This is a genomic window from Kitasatospora sp. NPDC038210, from assembly GCF_055600605.1.
This window is the reverse complement of sequence record NZ_JBVJYK010000025.1, coordinates 1-17,330: the sequence shown is the minus strand read 5'-3', so window position 1 is coordinate 17,330 and position 17,330 is coordinate 1. Positions and strand designations below refer to the sequence as shown.

At 73.7% G+C, this 17,330-nt stretch carries 12 protein-coding genes and 1 pseudogene; 4 read left to right on the top strand and 9 right to left on the bottom strand.

Annotated elements, in window-relative coordinates; genetic code table 11:
* Nucleotides 1-152 precede the first annotated feature (152 nt).
* Nucleotides 153-3,401, top strand: a complete 3,249-nt coding sequence (locus ACZ7KX_RS34300) for a DEAD/DEAH box helicase (RefSeq protein ID WP_470329894.1) — start codon at nucleotides 153-155, stop codon at nucleotides 3,399-3,401.
* 451 nt (nucleotides 3,402-3,852) lie between these two features.
* Here ACZ7KX_RS34300 and ACZ7KX_RS34295 read toward each other — a convergent pair whose 3' ends face one another.
* Entirely contained in the window at nucleotides 3,853-5,031 is a 1,179-nt protein-coding gene (locus ACZ7KX_RS34295; protein ID WP_470329893.1) for a Cmx/CmrA family chloramphenicol efflux MFS transporter, read from the bottom strand.
* Nucleotides 5,032-5,289: 258 nt separating this feature from the next.
* The gene (locus ACZ7KX_RS34290) at nucleotides 5,290-7,653 is read right to left on the bottom strand and encodes a GH92 family glycosyl hydrolase (RefSeq protein ID WP_470329892.1); all 2,364 of its coding nucleotides are present in this window, start codon (nucleotides 7,651-7,653) and stop codon (nucleotides 5,290-5,292) included.
* 231 nt (nucleotides 7,654-7,884) lie between these two features.
* On the opposite strand from ACZ7KX_RS34290, the gene ACZ7KX_RS34285 reads away from it, so the two are divergent.
* The gene (locus tag ACZ7KX_RS34285; RefSeq protein WP_470329891.1) at nucleotides 7,885-8,808 is read left to right on the top strand and encodes a phosphotransferase family protein; all 924 of its coding nucleotides are present in this window, start codon (nucleotides 7,885-7,887) and stop codon (nucleotides 8,806-8,808) included.
* A gap of 87 nt (nucleotides 8,809-8,895) precedes the next feature.
* Here ACZ7KX_RS34285 and ACZ7KX_RS34280 read toward each other — a convergent pair whose 3' ends face one another.
* Nucleotides 8,896-9,846 (bottom strand): AraC family transcriptional regulator, encoded by a 951-nt coding sequence (locus ACZ7KX_RS34280; RefSeq protein ID WP_470329890.1) that lies wholly within the window; start codon nucleotides 9,844-9,846, stop codon nucleotides 8,896-8,898.
* A 144-nt stretch (nucleotides 9,847-9,990) separates the two neighbouring features.
* On the opposite strand from ACZ7KX_RS34280, the gene ACZ7KX_RS34275 reads away from it, so the two are divergent.
* Entirely contained in the window at nucleotides 9,991-10,707 is a 717-nt protein-coding gene (locus tag ACZ7KX_RS34275) for an SDR family oxidoreductase (RefSeq protein ID WP_470329889.1), read from the top strand.
* A gap of 114 nt (nucleotides 10,708-10,821) precedes the next feature.
* On the opposite strand, the gene ACZ7KX_RS34270 is transcribed toward ACZ7KX_RS34275, so the two are convergent.
* The 5 genes from ACZ7KX_RS34270 to ACZ7KX_RS34250 all read right to left on the bottom strand — a co-directional run bounded on the left by ACZ7KX_RS34270 (nucleotide 10,822) and on the right by ACZ7KX_RS34250 (nucleotide 16,152).
* A complete protein-coding gene (locus tag ACZ7KX_RS34270; protein WP_350522402.1) occupies nucleotides 10,822-11,091 on the bottom strand; it encodes a LapA family protein in 270 nt (89 codons plus the stop codon).
* Nucleotides 11,092-11,206: 115 nt separating this feature from the next.
* Nucleotides 11,207-13,555, bottom strand: coding sequence for a tetratricopeptide repeat protein (locus ACZ7KX_RS34265; protein ID WP_470329888.1), 2,349 nt, complete (start codon nucleotides 13,553-13,555; stop codon nucleotides 11,207-11,209).
* Nucleotides 13,556-13,666: 111 nt separating this feature from the next.
* Complete coding sequence (locus ACZ7KX_RS34260) at nucleotides 13,667-13,861, bottom strand: hypothetical protein (protein ID WP_470329887.1); 195 nt, start codon at nucleotides 13,859-13,861, stop codon at nucleotides 13,667-13,669.
* Nucleotides 13,862-14,137: 276 nt separating this feature from the next.
* Nucleotides 14,138-14,782, bottom strand: a complete 645-nt coding sequence (locus ACZ7KX_RS34255; protein ID WP_470329886.1) for a GAP family protein — start codon at nucleotides 14,780-14,782, stop codon at nucleotides 14,138-14,140.
* Between the two features lie 335 nt (nucleotides 14,783-15,117).
* The gene (locus tag ACZ7KX_RS34250) at nucleotides 15,118-16,152 is read right to left on the bottom strand and encodes an SCO2583/SCO2584 N-terminal domain-containing protein (protein ID WP_470329885.1); all 1,035 of its coding nucleotides are present in this window, start codon (nucleotides 16,150-16,152) and stop codon (nucleotides 15,118-15,120) included.
* Nucleotides 16,153-16,411: 259 nt separating this feature from the next.
* On the opposite strand from ACZ7KX_RS34250, the gene ACZ7KX_RS34245 reads away from it, so the two are divergent.
* The gene (locus ACZ7KX_RS34245) at nucleotides 16,412-17,086 is read left to right on the top strand and encodes a hypothetical protein (RefSeq protein WP_470329884.1); all 675 of its coding nucleotides are present in this window, start codon (nucleotides 16,412-16,414) and stop codon (nucleotides 17,084-17,086) included.
* Here ACZ7KX_RS34245 and ACZ7KX_RS34240 read toward each other — a convergent pair.
* Nucleotides 17,083-17,330 (bottom strand): annotated as a pseudogene (locus ACZ7KX_RS34240) (IS630 family transposase); the annotation flags it as partial. The gene ACZ7KX_RS34245 and the pseudogene ACZ7KX_RS34240 overlap by 4 nt on opposite strands.

The following is a 17,330-nucleotide window of genomic DNA, read 5'->3' as shown; positions in this document are numbered from 1 at the left end:
ACGGGCCGGAAATCGCATCAAGTTCGGACACGGACTCACAGGTTCGTAGGCAATCGGAGGCGACGGGGTGCCCGGGGTGCTCGCCGCCCGGCCCGCCGTCCGACCGAAACCCCTCTGGCACAGCTGCGGCCCCGGCTGACACAGTGAGCACCGTGCACGAAACGGAAACCGAGGCAGGCGACCTGACGGTCCCGCAGGTGATGAGCGAACGGTGGGGGAGCGACCTGCCGGACGAAGGGCTGCAGCAACGGTTCACCGAACCGGGCTGGACCTACCAGGAGCAGCTGCCCCGCCCGTGCCCCGAGTGCGACCGGCCGCTGCACTCGCTGCGCCGCCCGTACGAGTCCGGCGGACGCCAGTACCGTTACGTCGCCCTGGTCTGCCCCGCCTGCCCGCGCGCGTACACACTCGCCGACCTCGGCGTGAAGACCTACGACAAACTCCTGCGAGCCGCGCCCGCGGCCCCGGTGGTGCCCGCCGCCCGCGCGCCCCGGTGGACGAAGGCGGCTCCCACGACGACCGTCCGCGCCGCGGCCCGGCTGGTCGCCGGCCTCGACCCGGGCCGCCGCCCGACCGGGCCCGGCGTGACGGTCACCGCGGTCCGCCTGCCCCACCCCTCCCGGGAGCAAGCACCCGCCCCGGCGGGCCCGGCGTGGCCCGAGGACCTGCCGCTGCCCGCGCAGCGGGAGACGCGTGCCCTGTGGTGGGGGAAGGTCACCGACCCCGCCTGGAGCGTGCCCGAGCCCGTGCTGCGCGCAGCCGCCGACGTCCGGGTCATCGTCCCGGCGGGGGAGGGGTTCGACGGCCTGCGCCACGCCCTCACCGGCCTCGGCGCCCGGGTGCGCACCGCCGCGCACTGGGTCGAGGACGAGTTCGTGACCACGGTGTCCGACCTCGGCGGGCCCGTCGACCTGGCCGCCTGGTCCGGAGGTGCGGCGACACCCGCCGCGGGCCCCGCCGCGTACGCCGCCCGGGACGCGTTCGCCGCCCAGTGGGACGCCCTGGACGAGCTTCCGGCCGGCGACATCGAGGCGTTCGTGCCCGTCGAGGAGCTGGTCCCCGAACACTGGAAGGCGCTGCTGCCGCACCCGGCGTTCAACCCCGTCCAGGCCTCCACCGTCCCCGTCGTCACCGGCGGCGACGAGCACGTGATGGTCGTCGCCCCGACCGGCGCGGGCAAGACCGCGATCGGCATGGTCGCCGCCCTCACCGCCCACCGGCGCGGCCGCAAGGCCGCCTGGCTCGTTCCCCAGCGCTCCCTCACCGACGAACTCGACCGCGACCTCGCCGCCTGGCGCAGGGCCGGCCTGCGCGTGGTCCGGCTGACCGGCGAGGCCGCCGTCGACACCGACCTCATCCGCGAGGCGGACCTGTGGGTCGCCACCACCGAGAAGTTCGAGGCGATCTGCCGCGCCGGCTCGCTGCGCGCGGCGCTCGCCGAGGTCGGCTGCCTGATCGTCGACGAGATCCACCTGCTCGGCGACCCGGTCCGCGGTCCGGTCCTGGAAGCACTCCTGGCCCGGGTCCGCGAGGACGCCGCCCGGGTGCGGATCGTGGGCCTGTCCGCGACCGTCGCCAACGCCGACGAGACGGCCGACTGGCTCGGTGCCCGCCTGGTCCGCTCGCCCTGGCGTCCCACCCGCCTGACCTGGCAGCTACCGGCGATGCCACCGGACGCGGACGCACCCGACTGGGCCACCCGCAACCTCACCCGCACCGCCCGCACGGTCGACCTGGCCCGCCGCCACACCGCCGACGGCGGCAGCGTCCTGGTGTTCTGCGGCAGCAAGCGCTCGGTTCGCACCACGGCCCTCGCCCTGGCCCACGACCGCGGCGTCGACACCACCGGCGCCGACCCGGACGACGGCGACCTCGTGGAGCGCCTGTGCACCAAGGCCGGCGTCCGCCTCCACTACCGGGACTGGCCCCACAAGCGCGACGCCGAACAGGCCTTCCGCGACCGCCGGGCCGCCATCCTCGTCGCCACCTCCACCGTCGCCGCCGGCGTCAACCTCCCCGCCCGCGCCGTCATCGTGCGGGACACCCAGATCGGCATGAGCCGCATCGAAGTGTCCATGGTCCAGCAGATGTTCGGCCGCGCCGGCCGCATCGGTGCCGGCGAACGCGAAGGCCACGCCTACCTGCTCACCGCGCCCAGCGAACGCCACCACTGGCAGGCCCGGCTCGCCGCCGGGTACACCGTCACCTCCCGCATCCGCGACCGCCTGCCCGACCACCTCCTCGCCGAAGCCGTCCAGAACCGCCTGGCCACCGTCACCCAGGCCGAGAACTGGTGGAAGAGCACCTTCGCCTTCCACCAGGGCCACCACCCCTTCGACCCCCTCCACGACGCCACCGACTTCCTGACCGACGCCGCCTACCTCACCCGCACCCCCGACCCCGACGGGGACGACAGGCTCGAAGCCACCGAACTCGGCCGCCTCACCAGCCGGTTCATGGTCGACGCCGACCTCGCCGCCACGCTCGCCGAGGCCGCCGCCCTACTCCCCGTCCCCACCGACCCGGACGCCGCGGAAGGCGCCCTCATCACCACCCTCGCCACCCGCCTGCCCGCACTCGAACAGGCCCCCTTCACCGACCGTGCCAAGGCCGAGCTCTACAACGTCCTGCGCACCCTCGGCAGACCCGACGGGAGCGAACCCGCGGACGAGGAGGAGGACGACGAATGGCAGCCGGTCGCCGGGGACCTCGCCCGCGCCGTCCTGCTCCTCGTCGCCCGCGCACCGCACGCCTTCCGCGGCCGGCCCGCCTACATCCGCGGCATCCCGGCCGACTCCATGGCACCGGTCCTCGACGACGCCCAGCGCTACCTCGCCTGGCTCGGCGCCCAAGGACCCCTCGTCACCGTCCACCCCTGGATAGCCGTCACCGCCGCCGACCTCGCCCAGCGCATCCGCTGGCGCACCCTCGGCCCCGCACTCGGCGCGGGCCGGCTGCTGTGGATGTGCGAACAGATGGCCACCCCGATGCACGCCCACGCCCTGGTCCCCGCCATGTGGCAGGCAGCCCGCTCCCGCGGCATCGACTCACCGGACTGGCCGGGCACCACCCCGCCCGACACCTGCCGCCTCACCCCGGGCGACTACCTCGCGCTCCTCGCGTCCCGGACCACCGGTACCGAGATCACCCTCCACCCCGACCGCGCGCACGTCCGGGCGCCGCGCGGAGCCACGGTCGTCACCTGGAACGGAACCGCGGCCGCCCGACACACCGAGGTCGGCACCGACGGCGGTACCGGTACCGGCACCGCCGTCGAGGCGCCGTACCCGGCTCCTCGGCAGGACGACCCGTCAGCCGGGCGGACCGGCGCCGCCGTCTTCACCCGGGGCGACCGCACCGCCGCCGGCTGGGCGGCCGCCTACCACCGCATCGCGCGCTGACGAGGCGCGGAGGCCGGAGCCCGGGAGGAGCGCTGCCGCGCCGTGCGGTGCCGTGCCGTGCGGTGAGCTGCCGCGCCGTGCCCTGCCCTGCTGCGCAGAACACCGCTTCGTCGACGCGGCGTCAGTAGACTGGCCGCCCGTGATCAGGGCGCAGGTCGCCGTCTCGGTGAGCGGTGAGCGGGCGTAGCTGAAGGAGCACCCGGGGGTGTCGTTCAGCAGCTCGGCGGCTGTTCGCAGGTCGTCCGGGCCGAGGGTGGCGGTGATGCCCTCCAGGGCCTCCCGGGCGGCGCGCAGGGTGTCGGCGAGCGCCCGGGCGGCCGGGGGTCGGTGTCCGCGGCCGGCCGCGGGGCGGGGGTGGCGGGGGCGTGCAGGGCGGCGGCGATCCTGAGCTCCTGGAAGCCGCGGAGTTCGCGCGGGCGTGATCTGCATGGGCTCTCGGCGTTCGCCCGCGTCACCGGAGCACCTCCGCGCTTCGGCCGGCCGCGACCACACTGCGGAGGGGGAACGCGAGGAGCAGCGCGACGGCGACCAGGAATCCGCTCGACCACAGCGGCCCGAGGTTCCCGGCTCCGGTGCCGAGGGTGGTCGCGGCGATGAGGGGGCCGGCGGCGGCGCCGACGTTGAGTGCGGCGGTCGCGTACGACCCTGCCATGGAGGGGGCTCCTGCGGCTTCGTAGAGGACCCGGGTGATCAGGGTGCTGCCCAGCGCGAACGACAGGGCACCCTGGACGAACACGAGGGCCAGCAGGGCGACCGGCTGGTCGGCCAGGACGGCCAGTGCCGGCCAGCCGAGGAGCAGCAGCGGGCCGCCGACCGCGACGACCGGGCCGGGGTGCCGGTCGGACAGTCGACCGGCGACCGTGACGCCGGCGAACGACCCGGTACCGAAGAGCACCAGCGCGACGGGGATCCACAGCTCGCTCAGCCCGGCGGTGCCGGTCACGACGGGGGCGAGGAAGGTGAAGCCGGCGAAGGTCGCCGCGTTCACCAGCGCACCCAGCAGCATCACCAGGACCAGCCTCGGCTTCGCCAGTTGGGCGAGTTCTGCTCGCAGGGTCGGCCCGTCGGCGGTCCGTTCCTCCGCGCGTCCCGCCGGGATGCCCTTCAGGACGCCGAGAGCAGCGGGCAGGCAGAGCGCGGCGACGGCCCAGAACACGGCCCGCCAGCCGAGCAGGGTGCCGAGCACCGAGCCGCCGGGGACACCGGCGATGGTGGCCGTCGTCGTGCCTGACAGCAGCACGGCCAGGGCGCGTCCCTTCTTGTCGGGCGGGACCAGTGTGGCGGCAGCCGTCAGGGCGACGGCGAGGAACCCCGCGTTCGCGAGCGCGGCAACGATCCGGGTGGCGAACAGCACCGGGAAGCTCGTGGTGACGGCGCCCACGGCGTGCGCCGCCGAGAACGCGAGGACGAACCCGAGCAGGCCGGCGCGCCTGGGCCAGTTGCGGGAGAGTGCGGCCACCAGGGGAGCGCCGACGATCATGCCGATCGCGAAGGCCGAGGTGAGCACCCCTGCCGTCCCGACGGTGACGTCGAGATCCGGGGCGAGGTCCGGCAGGAGGCCGGCGAGCATGAACTCCGAGGTGCCCATGGCGAAGACCGCCACGGCAAGCAGGTACAGCGGAAGAGGCATCGAGAGGCTCCGGGACGAGGAGAAGCACGAGACGGTCATCTCGTCACCGCGGCCGGCCCCCTGAGGGCGCACCCGTCCGACCGCAGAACGCGGTTCGACGACGGGGCTTACGAGCTCAGTGGTGAAGGGGGCTGACGGCGTGACCGAAAGCCCCCACCTCGTCTGACTCAGGACTCGACATGATCCGCACGCTACCCGACCACTGCCGGCCGAGGCACCCCGTTTTCACCGTCGTGGCCACCGGCGCGCCGAGGTGGTTCACCGCGCGCCTCCGGGCTGGCGGTCCCGCGCCCGAGTCTGGGCCTGGCCCTGGTCCAGGGCCGGGGCCTGGACCTGTGCCGGGTCCAGGGCCGGGGCCTGGCCTTGTGCCCGGGCCGGGGGCGGCGGGAAGGACGGCGGTGCGTCGGCCGGGTCGCTGCCCCAGGAGGGGTCGGGCGTGTCGGAGAGGGTGAAGGCGAGGGTGCCGCCGTGGCGGACGAAGTCCTCGCTCACCCAGGGGCGGCCGGTGGGACGGCCGTCGGTGCGCAGCGCGTGGACGTAGCGGACGGTGTCGGAGGCGCCCGGGGCGCTGATGTCGATGGTGGGGCCGTCGCCCCGGCGGATGGTGACGGCGGGGAACCGGGGGCTGGCCAGGACGAGTTCGGCCCGGCCGGGCACCTGCGGGTACATGCCGAGGGCGGCCCACACCGCCCAGGAGGACATCTGCCCGAGGTCGTCGTTGCCGGGTTCGCCTCCTGGGGTGTCGGTGAACAGCGTGGTGAGGGCGCGCCGGACCACGTCCTGGGCGCGGTCCGGGCGGCCCGCGTAGGCGTAGGCCCAGGGCGTGTTCAGGGAGGGTTCGTTGCCGAGGTAGGCGTAGGGCGCCCGGGAGCCGGCGTTGAGCTCGGTGAAGAAGGTGTCGAGCCGGTTCACGGCGGCCGCACGGCCGCCCATCGCGTCGAACAGGCCGCGCTGGTCGTGGGGCACCATCCAGGTGTACTGGGCGGAGTTCCCCTCGGCGAACCCGCCGGGCCGCTCGGGGCCGAAGGGGGGCCAGCTGCCGTCCGCGTCGCGCGGCTGGATGTAGCGGCTGGTGTCGTTGAAGACGTTGCGCCAGTTCGCCGAGCGTCGCAGCAGGACGTCACGGGCGGCGGAGTCCCCGAGCCGGGCGGCCAGTTGGGCCAGCGCGAAGTCCGTGGTCGCGTACTCCAGCGTGATGGACGCACCTTGCCCTTCCGTGTTCGCCGGGACGAATCCCGTTGTGTCGTAGGCCTCGTGGCCGGGGCGTTGGCGCGGGTCGTCCCTGCCCTGCCGGGCCAGCCGGAGCAGCCGGGGCGCGTCGAAGCCGGTGGCTCCGAAGGCGTGGACGGTGGCGGCCATGGTCGGCAGCGGGTCACCGACCATCACGCCGGTGCCGCCGTTGGCCAGGGTCCACCGGTCGAAGTAGCCGGCCGAGTCGCCCTGGTCGGTGATCGACTGCGCGATGTCGGCGGCCTCGTCCGGGGCGATCAGCGCGATCAGCTGGATCTGCGAGCGGTAGACGTCCCAGCCGGAGAAGTCGGCGTACTGGGCGTGGCCGCGGTGGGCGGTGCGGAGCCGTCCGTCGAAGCCCGGGTAGCGGCCGTCGGTGTCGCTGAACACGCTCGGGTGCAGCAGGGCGTGGTAGAGCGCGGTGTAGAAGACCCGGCGCTGCTCGCTGGTGCCGCCCGCGACGGCGATCCGGCCCAGCAGGTCGTTCCAGCGGGCGCGGGAGTGGGCGCGGACCTCCGCCAGCGGGGCGCCGCGCTGCTCGCTCTCCAGGTTGGCGCGGGCGCCCTCGACGCTGACGAAGGAGATCCCGACCCGGGCGGTGACCACCCGGTCGGGGCCGGTGTCGAACGAGACCACGGTCCTGGCGGCGGGCGAGCGGTCGCCGGCGTCCACGTGGCTGAAGGGGCGGTCGAACGCGGCGTGGAAGTAGACCCGGTAGCGGTTGGACGTGCCGCAGAAGCCGCCGCCGTCGGTGAACCCGGAGATGGTGGAGCCCTCGACGGTGAGCTCGCCCGACGCCGCGTTGAAGGCCCGGCCCGCATCGACGGCGAGGGACGCGGTGTGCCCGGCCGGATAGCTGAAGCGGGCGATCCCGGACCGCTGGGTGACGGCCAGGTCGATGCCGATGCCGTTGTCGAGGGTGACACCGTACGACCCGGGGGCGAGGCGCTCGTTGGCGTGCGAGAACGCGGAGGACGTCGTCGGCGTGCCGTCCAGGACGGGCATGAACGGGGTGGTGCCGTAGTCGCTGCAGCCCGCACCGGAGATGTGGGTGAGGCTGAGGCCGCTCAGCCTCGGGTCGTCGTAGGCGTAGCCGCCGTGCTGGTAGGTGGCGGTGTCGGGGCTCCACTGCATCATGCCGAACGGCGCGGACGCCCCCGGGAAGGTGTTGCCGGCGCCGCCGCCGTGGCCCCGGTCGGGAGCGTCCGCCCGGGTGCCGACGTACGGGTCGACGTAGCCGGCGGGGTCCTCGACCACCACGTGGGCCGGGAGCCGCCCGGCAGCGGGCAGGCCCGCGGCGGCCGATGTGCGCGGGTTCGGCCCGGCGGCCGCCATCGCGGCCCCGAGGAGCAGGACGACCCCGGCCCGCGCAAGGGAACGGAGACGGAACACGGGGACCTCCCGAAGGCACCTGGTTGACTGCCGATCAGGGCATTCTGTCGGTGTCCGCACGGCTGACCCGGTCGCGACAGGCAGCTTGTCCCCCGTGTGGCCCGGGGCCGACGCGGCCCGTGGCCCGGGAAACCCGCCCGCGACGGCCGAGGCCGACCGTCCCCGGCGGCCGGGGCCAAGGGCGCGGGAAAGTCCGGTGCACCGCCGGACCGCCTGCCCTAGCATGCGGGGGTGAACCTCTCACATCTCGGCGTGCCGACCGGGCCGATGATCCGCGTCCACGGCGGGTTCGCCAACCGGATGTACCGGCTCGACACCGACCAAGGGTCCTTCGCGGTCAAGGAGTTGAATCTCGCCGACCGTCGCGTGACCTATCACTTCGAGGACGTGTTCAGGTTCGAGCAGGCGGCCTTCGCCGCCGGCATCCCGATGCCGGAGCCGGTCTCGGCCGACCACGACACGCTCGTCCACCGCTGGGCCGAGGGCGAGAAGGTGCCCGAGGCCCCGGTGTCGACGGCGTTCGCGTTCGAGATCGGTGGGATCCTCGCGCGCATCCACGCGCTCGATGTCGCCTGGCCACACGTGCCGGCCGAGGACCCGACGCCACGGGACTGGCCCGAACTCGCGGCGCGGGCGCTGGCGACCGGACAGCCGTGGGCCGACGAACTCGCCTCCCACGTCGGGACGTTCCTCGCGATCGCGCACTTCGTCGACACCTGCGAACGGCCGGGCCCCGTCGTGCTGACCCACCAGGACATCCACCCGTGGAACCTGCTGGCCCGGGAGGGCCGGCCGGTGGTGCTCGACTGGGAGCTCTCGGGCATGCTCGACCTGTCCGGCGAGCTCGGCTCGACCGCGCTGAGCCTCGCGAAGGGCCCCGGCTTGGACGACATCAGGCCCGCCGTCTTCCGCTCGGTCCTCGACGGCTACGCCGCGGGGGGCGGGGCGCTGCCACCGCCGGGTCCGAGCTGGTTCGTGTACACGGTCGGGGGCTGGCTGGGGCACACCAGGTGGAACGTCCTCCGGTGCCTCGCCGGTGTCGAGGCGGGCACCGGACCCGACCTCGCGCTGTCCCACGAGTCCGCACGCAACGGCGTGCGCGGCCTGCCGGAGCTGTTCGGCCGACTCCCGGAGCTCGAAGCGCTGCTCCGGTGAGCGACCCCCGTCCGTGCGCGCACGCGGCGTACCGGGACACCGGTCACCGCTTCCCGGTCCGCTGCGGTGAGGTCCCGCCCCGCACCGTCAGGCGCATCCGCGTGGTTCGTCGCCCGCCGTCGTCCTGACCTGCTTGCGGTAGGCCCCGGGCGGCGATCCGAAGTGCCGTTTGAAGGCCTTGGCGAAGGCGAACTCCGACGTGTACCCCGTGTGCTGCGCGATCGTGCTCAGCGGGGCCGGCGACCGGTGGAGCAACCGGGCCGCGGTGGCCATCCGCCAGTTGGTCAGGTAGGTCAAGGGCGGCTCGCCGACCACCGACGCGAAGCGGCGCGCGAACGCCGCGCGGGACAGCCCGGCGCGGGTGCCCAGCGACTCCACGGTCCAGGGGTGGCCGGGATCGTCGTGGATCGCCTTCAGGGCGGGGGCGACCGCCGGGTCGGTCAGCGCGGCCGCCCAACCCCGGGTCCGCTCCTGCGGCAGGTCGGCGTACCACGACCGGAGGATGTACAGCAGCAGCAGATCGACGAGCGCCGTGACGACCGCGTCCGAGCCCGGCTGCGGCGCGTGGAACTCGGCGCACAGCTGATCGACCGCCGAACGCAGCACCGGGTGGCGGCCCGGAACCGCGGGGAGGTGGATCACCTCCGGCAGATCGCCGAACAGCGGATGCGGGCGATCGACGTCGATCGCGTACGCGCCGCACACCAGCACCGTGCGCGGCCCCGGCCCGTCCACGGTGACCTGGCCGATCGGCGAGGAACGGTCCACGCGCTCCGGCACGAAGTCCACCGGCTCGCGGCCCGGCACGTCGCACAGGGTGTGTCCGCTGCCGCGCTGCAGGAACACGATGTCGCCGGGCCCGAGCGCGAGCGGTCGGCCGTGCGGTGGCAGCAGGTGGCAGTGTCCCTCCACCACCACGTGGAATCCGGCTCCCGAGACGGGTTGGAACCTCAGGGCCCACGGGGCGTGCGCATCGGTGCGAGTCACCATCGGGCGCCCCGTGCGCAGGACTTCGAGGGTGTCGCTCAGGATGTCCATGACGCCACTCTACGCCCTGCAGAGCGAGACGATGTGACAGGGAATCGAGATCTCAAGGCATTCACCGTCTCGATGGTCGCGGCGTACGTTCGTGCCACGGCGGTCGCCGAACCCCGGCACCGCATCGAGGAAGGAACGGACTCCATGTCTCTGTCCGGCAAGAAGATCGTGATCATTGGCGGAACCTCCGGCATCGGCTTCGCGGTGGCCCGACAGGCCGCGGCGGCCGGGGCGGCCGTCGTGGTCGCCTCCAGCAACCAGGACCGCGTGGACGCCGCGACGAAGCGCTTGGGCGAGCCGGCCGAAGGCCGCCGCCTGGACGTCGCCGACGGTGACGCCATCGCCGCGTTCTTCGAGCAGGTCGGGGAGTTCGACCACCTCGTCTACACCGCGGGCGAAGCCCTGCTGATCAAGCCGCTGGCCGACACCACCCCGCAGGAGGCCAGGGCCGTCTTCGAGCGCCGGTTCTGGGGCGCTTTCCTCGCCGCCCAGTACGCCGCACCGCGACTGCGCGAGGGCGGCTCGATCACCTTCAGCTCCGGCGTCCTCGCGATCCGCCCCCTGTCCGGAACCGTGCTCACGGCAGGCATCACCGGCGGCATCGAGGCCCTCTCCCGGGCACTCGCCGTCGAACTCGCCCCGCTGCGCGTCAACGTGGTCCAGCCCGGTGTGATCCGCACCGAGCTGTGGGACGGCAGCGTCCCGGACCCGGAGGCCTTCCTCCAGGGCGCCGGGTCCGAGCTGCTCACAGGGCGTGTCGGCACCGCCGAGGAAGCCGCGGCGGCCTATCTCTTCGTGCTGTCCAACGCCTACGTCACCGGCACCACGATCGCGGTGGACGGCGGCGCGGCCCTGGTGTGACACGGGCACCCCGCACCCGCGCGGCAGGCGGAACGGCGCCGGGGCGCCGGAACGGCGCAGCCCGCGCTCGGGCTGCCGCGCGGGCCCCTGGGCGCCGACCCACGGGCCCCGGGATCACGACCGAGCCGACTTGCGGGCGGCGCGGCGGCGGGCCAGGAAGACGCCGATCAGCATGCCGACGAGGATCGTGACGGTCAGGACGACCCAGAGCGGCATGGTGACGTCGGAGACCCACAGGGTGATGGTCACCGAGGCGGTGTTGACCGCGATGAACCAGACGGCCAGGACCGCGATGACGGCCATGGCAATGGTGCGCAGTCGTACCTCGCGGCCCTTGACCGTGAGACGCGACGGCTCGTGGTGCGTGCGGGCGTTCTGCGACATGGCTTCAGTATCGTGCGGTTTGCCCGCCGCCGCGCCGCGCGGCGGTCCACCCCGTCCCAGGCCCCGTCGCGCACGGTGATCGGCCGCGCTCCCGCTGCCCGGGGCGGCCGGGACATCAGCGCCGCCCGGGGACACCGTCGGCGCCACCGCCACCGCTACCGCCACCGGGGCCGGGCGGCCCCTGCGCCCGCACCCGCTCGCGATTGGTCAGCGCCTTGGCCGCGTTGTGGTCGTCGCCGAGCTCGCGGAACAGCGCCGCGGCGCTGCCGAAGGAGTTCAGGGCCGCCCCCGTCAGACCCGCCCTCTGCTGGGCGAGGCCGAGGTTGTTCAACGCGCCGCCCTCGCGGTGGCGGTCGTGGAGCGCACGGTGCGCCTCGACGGCACGGGTGAGGGCGGCGATGGCCTCCTCGATCCTGCCCGCCGCCTTCAGGGCGGCGCCGAGGTTTGTCAGCACGGTGGCCTCGCCGTGGAGGTCCTGGAGTTCGTCGAACGTGCTGCCCGCACCGGTGAGGGTGTCGATGGCTTCGTCGAACCGGCGCATCTCCAGCAGGACGAGCCCCAGGTTGTTGAGTGCCCTGGCCTCGTTCCGGCGGTCGTGGCAGCGCGCGTAGGTCGCGGCGGCCCGGGAATGGGCGTCGACCGCGTCGTCGAACCGGCCCTCCTCGCGCATCGTGGCGCCGAGGTTGCTCAGCACGATGGCCTCTCCGTAGAGGTCGCCGAGTCCACCGTAGACGGCGGCCGCCTCGGTCAGGGTGTCGATGGCTTCGTCGAAACGGCGTTCCTCCCGCAGGGCGAGCCCGAGGTTGTTGAGTGCCCTGGCCCTGCCGAGGTGGTGGCCGAGCGCACGGAAGACAGCGGCCGCCCGCGTGTGGGCCGCGCGGGCCTCGTCGAACCGGCGCAGTTCCAGCAGGGCGAGTCCGAGGAGGTTCAGTGCGCTGGCCTCGCCGTGCCGGTCGGCGTCTTCCCGGAAGAGCTCCAGGGCGGTGGTGGTGACGTCGAGCCAGTCGTCGAGATGACGACGGTGACCGAGGTACCGGGCCAGGTCCAGGGCGAGGGCGGTCGTGGTCCCGGGCCGCCCGAGGGGTGGTTCGGCGCCGATGAGGGCGATGAGGTTGGGCCGTTCGGCATCGAGCCAGGCCAAGGCCGTCGCGAGGTCGGGAAAGCGGGGCGAGGGCGGATCGGACAGCGTGGCCAGGTGGGAGTCGGCCGCACGGACGGTGGCGGTGAAGTGCCCGTGGAGCCGGTCCTGGGCGGCGTCCCGATGGTCGGCTGCGGCGTGTACGGGCAGGCGCCCCTGTTCGTCCGCGTAGAGGCGGACGAGGTCGTGCATGCGCCAGCGCCCCCACACGCCGGCCACCTCGACGAGGTGCGCGCGGGAGAGGTCGCAGAGGAGCTGCTCGGCCTCGATGTCGTCGACCCCGGCCAGCACGGCGGCGGACTCGGTGGCGAAGTCGGGGCCGGGGCTGAGGGAGAGCAGGCGGAACAGGCGGGCGTGGGCGGCGCGCAGGTGCCCGTAGGAGAGGTCGAACGCAGCCCGGACGGCGCGGTCCGCGTGCTGCAGGCGCTCCAGGCGGGTGTGGTCGGCGGCCAGGGCCTTGGCCAGGGAGGACACCGGCCGGTCGGGGCTGTCGGCGAGCAGCGCGCCGGCGATGCGCAGGGCCAGCGGCAGGCCCGCGCACAGCCGGACGACGGCGGCCGTGTCCTCGGGGGCGTCGGCCACGCGGGTGTCGCCCTCGCCGCGGGCCTGGCGCACGGCGTGGGCGAGGAGGCCGACGGAGGCCCGGTGTCCGAGCTCGGCCAGTTCGTGCAGCCGGGCGTCGACGGCGAGGGTGTCGCGGGACGTGACGATCGCCGCGGTGACGCCGTCGCCCGGCAGGAGCGGGCGGACCTGGTCGGGGCCGGCGGCGTTGTCGACGACCAGGAGGACCGGACGGCCGGCCTCGGCGTGGGCCGACAGGACGCTGCGGAAGAGCCGGGAGCGGTCCTGGACGCCGGGCGGGATGTGCGCGGGCGGGACTCCGAGCGCGCGCAGCCAGCCGTCCAGGGCGTGGTCGGGGGGAACGCGGCGGTCCGGGTCGTAACCGAGCAGGTCGACGAAGAGGACGCCGCCGGGGAACCACGTCTTCCTGCGGAGCGCCTCATCGGCGGCCTGGACGGCGAGCTCGGTCTTCCCGATCCCCGCGAGCCCGGCCACCACGTGGACGCGTGGCAACCGCCCGACGGTCTCCGGCGCCAGCCCCGCGAGGAGCGTGGCGAGTTCCTCGTCGCGGCCGGTGAAGGCGGAGGAACACTGCGGCAGGCCGGTCAGTGCGCGCTCGGGGTCCCGTGTGAGCCGCAGTTCGACGCGTCTGCCCTGGATCACGGTGCCGAAGAAGTGCCCGCCCACGATGGTGTTGCGCACCTGCGGAGACGCATCGTCCCCCAGCTCGTCCCCCGGTGCCGTCCCGACCGACACGTCGGTCACCGCCCCTCGATCCCTGTTCCCCCACACCCTAGGGAAGGCCGGCCGCCCGCGTGCCGTGTTCCGGCGAACGGCGAACGGCGCACGAACCCGGACCGCCGGCTCGGGCGGCTCCTACGGGTCCTCGCTCAGCGTCTCGCACGACTCCTCGCACGGGTCCTCGCTCAGCTTGTCGAGCAGCTCCTCGCACCACCACCTGCACGGGTCGTCCGGCTCATCCCATCCGCACAGGTCGTCCACCTTGTCCACCTCGTCCAGCTCGACCGAGACATCCGCCTCCGGCGGCTCCGCCAGCTCGGGCAGGACCACCGCCAAGGGATCCTCGTCATCCAAGAGGAGCCGGGGGAGCCGTCCCAGCCATGGGAACAAGTCCAGTCACGGGAGCGGGTTCAGCGGCAGCAACAGTTTTGATTCCGACCATGCCAGCACCAAGGCCGGCGCCAGCGCGAGCGCAGACGGAGGCAGCAGCCAGAGCAGCAGTTCGGATTCCGAGAGCGGCAGTGCCAGTGCCGGCGCGTAGGAAGGCAGCAGCGAGCCCCCGAACCCCGGAAGCCCGTGACGAGCCAGAGGTCGCCCGGTGGGTCATCAGGTGACGAGATGGTAGATGCTGCTGGCGGTGAGCCAGAGTCCGGCCAGCAGCGAGAGGGTGATGATCAGCTGGTCCTGATGCTGTTCGAGCCAGGTTCGCAGCGCGTCGAGCCGGGCGCGGGAGCTCTCCGGAGCCCAGACGGTGTACAGCTCCATCACCAGCAGACTGAGGGTGGCCAGCAGGCAGTAGCCGGTCAGGTCGAGCCAGGTGTAGACGGAGGAGAGGTCGGCGTCGACGACCGTGGCGGCGCCGGCCCCGACCAGAGCCCAGGGCTGGAGCAGCCAGGCGAGTCCGGCAGCGGTGCCGAGCGAGGCGTTGTCGACGCGCCCCGCCCAACTCGGTGGCCGGTACGGGCGGGGAGGTTGCCGACTCCGGTAGCCGCCGAACACGACCAGGCCGACGCCGATCGCGAGCTTGGCGGCGAGGGCCGCGCTCGACGGCGAACTGTGGTGGACTGGTGGCGTCCCGCCGGTCAGCAGCAGCACACAGGCGACGACGGCGACCAGGTTGGCCAGCCAGGACAGCAGGAAGGCGAGCCCCTTGCGGACGCCGCGCCGCGAGGACAGCAGGAGGACGAACGCGCTGTTGTGCAGCGGCCCCAGGGTGATGGCCGTACCGATCACGATCAAGTCGACAACCATCGGATCACCCGCTCCCTCACGTCGACGCTCCGCCCGGTACGCCCGGACCGGCTCCGGCCCACGCGGCGGGCCGACTGCCGATGCTGCACACGGCCGCACCCGACTCTGCGGGGCCCGACCCGACGGGTCAAGCAGGCCACGCCGACAGGCCCTCTTCGACGTCGCGGCCCCGTTCGCGGCCAGTCACCGCACCGCACGGAGCCGCCCGACCGCCGCACTGCCCACCGCCGGCGGGTGCGTGCTCGGCTGGCGGCCAAGCAGACCGCCGTACCGCCGTACTGCCGTACTGCCGTACCCGGTTCAGCGTCGTCGGACCTCTTCTCCGGTGGCTCCGGTCAGTGAGGCATCCGGTTGTCGGTCGCCAACACGTCGCCCGGCACCGTCGAGCCCACCTGGCGCCGCAGTGCGCCGATCGCCGGATCGGAGATGGAGACCGTGAGCCGGTAGGGCGGCTGGCCGATGATGGTGTTGTGCGAGTCGGTCGGTGACATCAGGCGTTGCTGGACGGCGAAGCCGTCGAAGCCCGGGCACAGGGCCCCGGCCGGGAGGGTCAGCTGGACGGAGGCGCCGCCCTCGGGTCCGACGTGGACGGTGCCGCCGGCGTCGGACGGGGTGTCGTCGTCGCGCGTGAGCGGGAGGTTGTGGGCGCCGCCGACCAGGCCGTCCGGGCCCTCGATCTCCACCGCCACACCCTGCGGTCCGAGTGGCGCGGACAGGTCCAGCGCGCGGTCGGCGGCGCCCGGACCGAGCAGCAGACCGATGGTGAACTGCCCGGGGTCCTTCGCCGAGGACCGTGAGAACCCGTAGGAGCCGAGGACGAGTTGCGGTCCTGGTGGTGGTGGGGCGTCCGGCTGCGATCCGCCGGCGAAGGTGAAGGAAGCGGGCGCCGGTTCGAAGTAGTGGAAGCCCTTCGTGCCGCACCTGGTGCCGTCGGAGACCCCGCCGCCGGGCAGCGCGACATCCGCAGTCGGCCGGGGCGATGCGGGCACGGCCCGCGGGCCGCGTACCGCCGGGCTGTCCCTGTTCAGCAGGCCGGCCGGGTCCGCTCCGACCGCGACGGCCAGCAGCGCCGCGAAAGCGGTGACCGCGATCAGCACGGTGCGCCGGCGTCCCGGCCGGGTCCACTTCGAGCGGGCCGTGCCGGCGGCCGCGCCAGGTGCCCAGCGGCGGCCTCCCGGGTCCACCGGCGGCTCCGTGCGCCACTGCGCGGCGAGCATCCGGGTCCGGGCGGTCGGCTCCTTGACGGCGGCGTCCTTGATGAACCGTTCGTCCAGGACGAGTCCCTGGAACGGGTCGGGTGTCGCCCGGCCCGGCGCTATCGGTTCCGGTTCACGGGACGGGGGCTGGTGGGGTTCCTCGGCGGTCGGCACGGCGCCATCATGCCCGCCCGTTCGGACACACCGAGCGGCGAGGTGGCCCGGAACGTCCCGCGGCTCGGCCACCGACGGTCACTCAAGAACCGCCCCCGGGGCGCTTCGTCCGCCCCGGGCCGCCGAGGACCCGACGCAGCTTCAACGCGACGCAGTCTCCTGATGGTCATCACCCCGGGGCCCCCGGTCCCCGGTCCAGCGGTCGGTGTCAGGGCCGCGGTCTACTCTCCCTCTCACCTACGAGTTATCGGGAGACCGGATGTCCTACGACGATGACGATGACGTTGACGAGTTCGAGTACGCGTACATGCCCGCGCTGAGCACGGCCCTGGCCGATCCGTTCGAGGGGACGCGGACGGTCGACGGCTGGCGGATCGAACGGCTCGGCCTGATCCAGGGATCCGGCGGCCACGGCACGATCTACGACCCGCTGGGGCCCGAGGGCGGCGGCTTCCCGATGCGGTCCGGTGGCACACCGGTCTACCTGGTCGCTCGTGAGGCCGCACCCGGGGTGCCGGTGGCGGTCCTGGTGCACCCCGGCGAGACCGTCCCGGTCCGCACGGAGGACTGCGGCGACCGGGTGGCGACCCCGTCCGGCCTGGCCGTGATACACGCGAATCCCAGCACGACCTGGATCGAGCCGGGCACCGGGATGCTCAAGCGCGCCTGGGCCACCCTGTCCGCGCGCGCCGCCGGTGGCGAAAGCTGGCGGCTGGAGCGCCTCCGCGAGATGCTCCAGGACGCATCGGTGGACCCGACCGACTGGCCGGTGGAGCCGGTCGAGGGCGACTTCGCGAACGACTGGCTGATGATCCCGGACGAGGACGGCACCGGCACCGTGCTGGGCATCCTTGCCGACCCGGACGGCTCCAGCACCACCGAGTGCCTGGACGCCGAGGGCAACACGGTCGCGATCCTGCTCGTCCTCGACTAGTGAGCTGGTTCGGAGATGCGTGAGCAGTAGCGGCAGATCCGGTCGATGATCTGGTCGGCGGTCCTGGTCCACTTGAACGGTTTGGCGTTCTCGTTCCAGACCTTGATCCAGCCTTCGACGCTGGCCTGGAGGTCGTCCAGTGAACAGTTCACGCCGCGTTCGAGGCAGCGTCGTTCCAGTTCGGCGAACCAGCGCTCGACCTGGTTGATCCATGACGAGTACGTCGGCGTGAAGTGCAGCTGGA

Bases quoted from the DNA above. Each gene is read 5' to 3' on its own strand.
- ACZ7KX_RS34280 (WP_470329890.1), bottom strand. From the start codon at position 9,846: ATGGACATCCTGAGCGACACCCTCGAAGTCCTGCGCACGGGGCGCCCG.
- ACZ7KX_RS34275 (WP_470329889.1), top strand. From the start codon at position 9,991: ATGTCTCTGTCCGGCAAGAAGATCGTGATCATTGGCGGAACCTCCGGC.
- ACZ7KX_RS34245 (WP_470329884.1), top strand. From the start codon at position 16,412: ATGTCCTACGACGATGACGATGACGTTGACGAGTTCGAGTACGCGTAC.
- ACZ7KX_RS34255 (WP_470329886.1), bottom strand. From the start codon at position 14,782: ATGGTTGTCGACTTGATCGTGATCGGTACGGCCATCACCCTGGGGCCG.
- ACZ7KX_RS34295 (WP_470329893.1), bottom strand. From the start codon at position 5,031: ATGCCTCTTCCGCTGTACCTGCTTGCCGTGGCGGTCTTCGCCATGGGC.
- ACZ7KX_RS34270 (WP_350522402.1), bottom strand. From the start codon at position 11,091: ATGTCGCAGAACGCCCGCACGCACCACGAGCCGTCGCGTCTCACGGTC.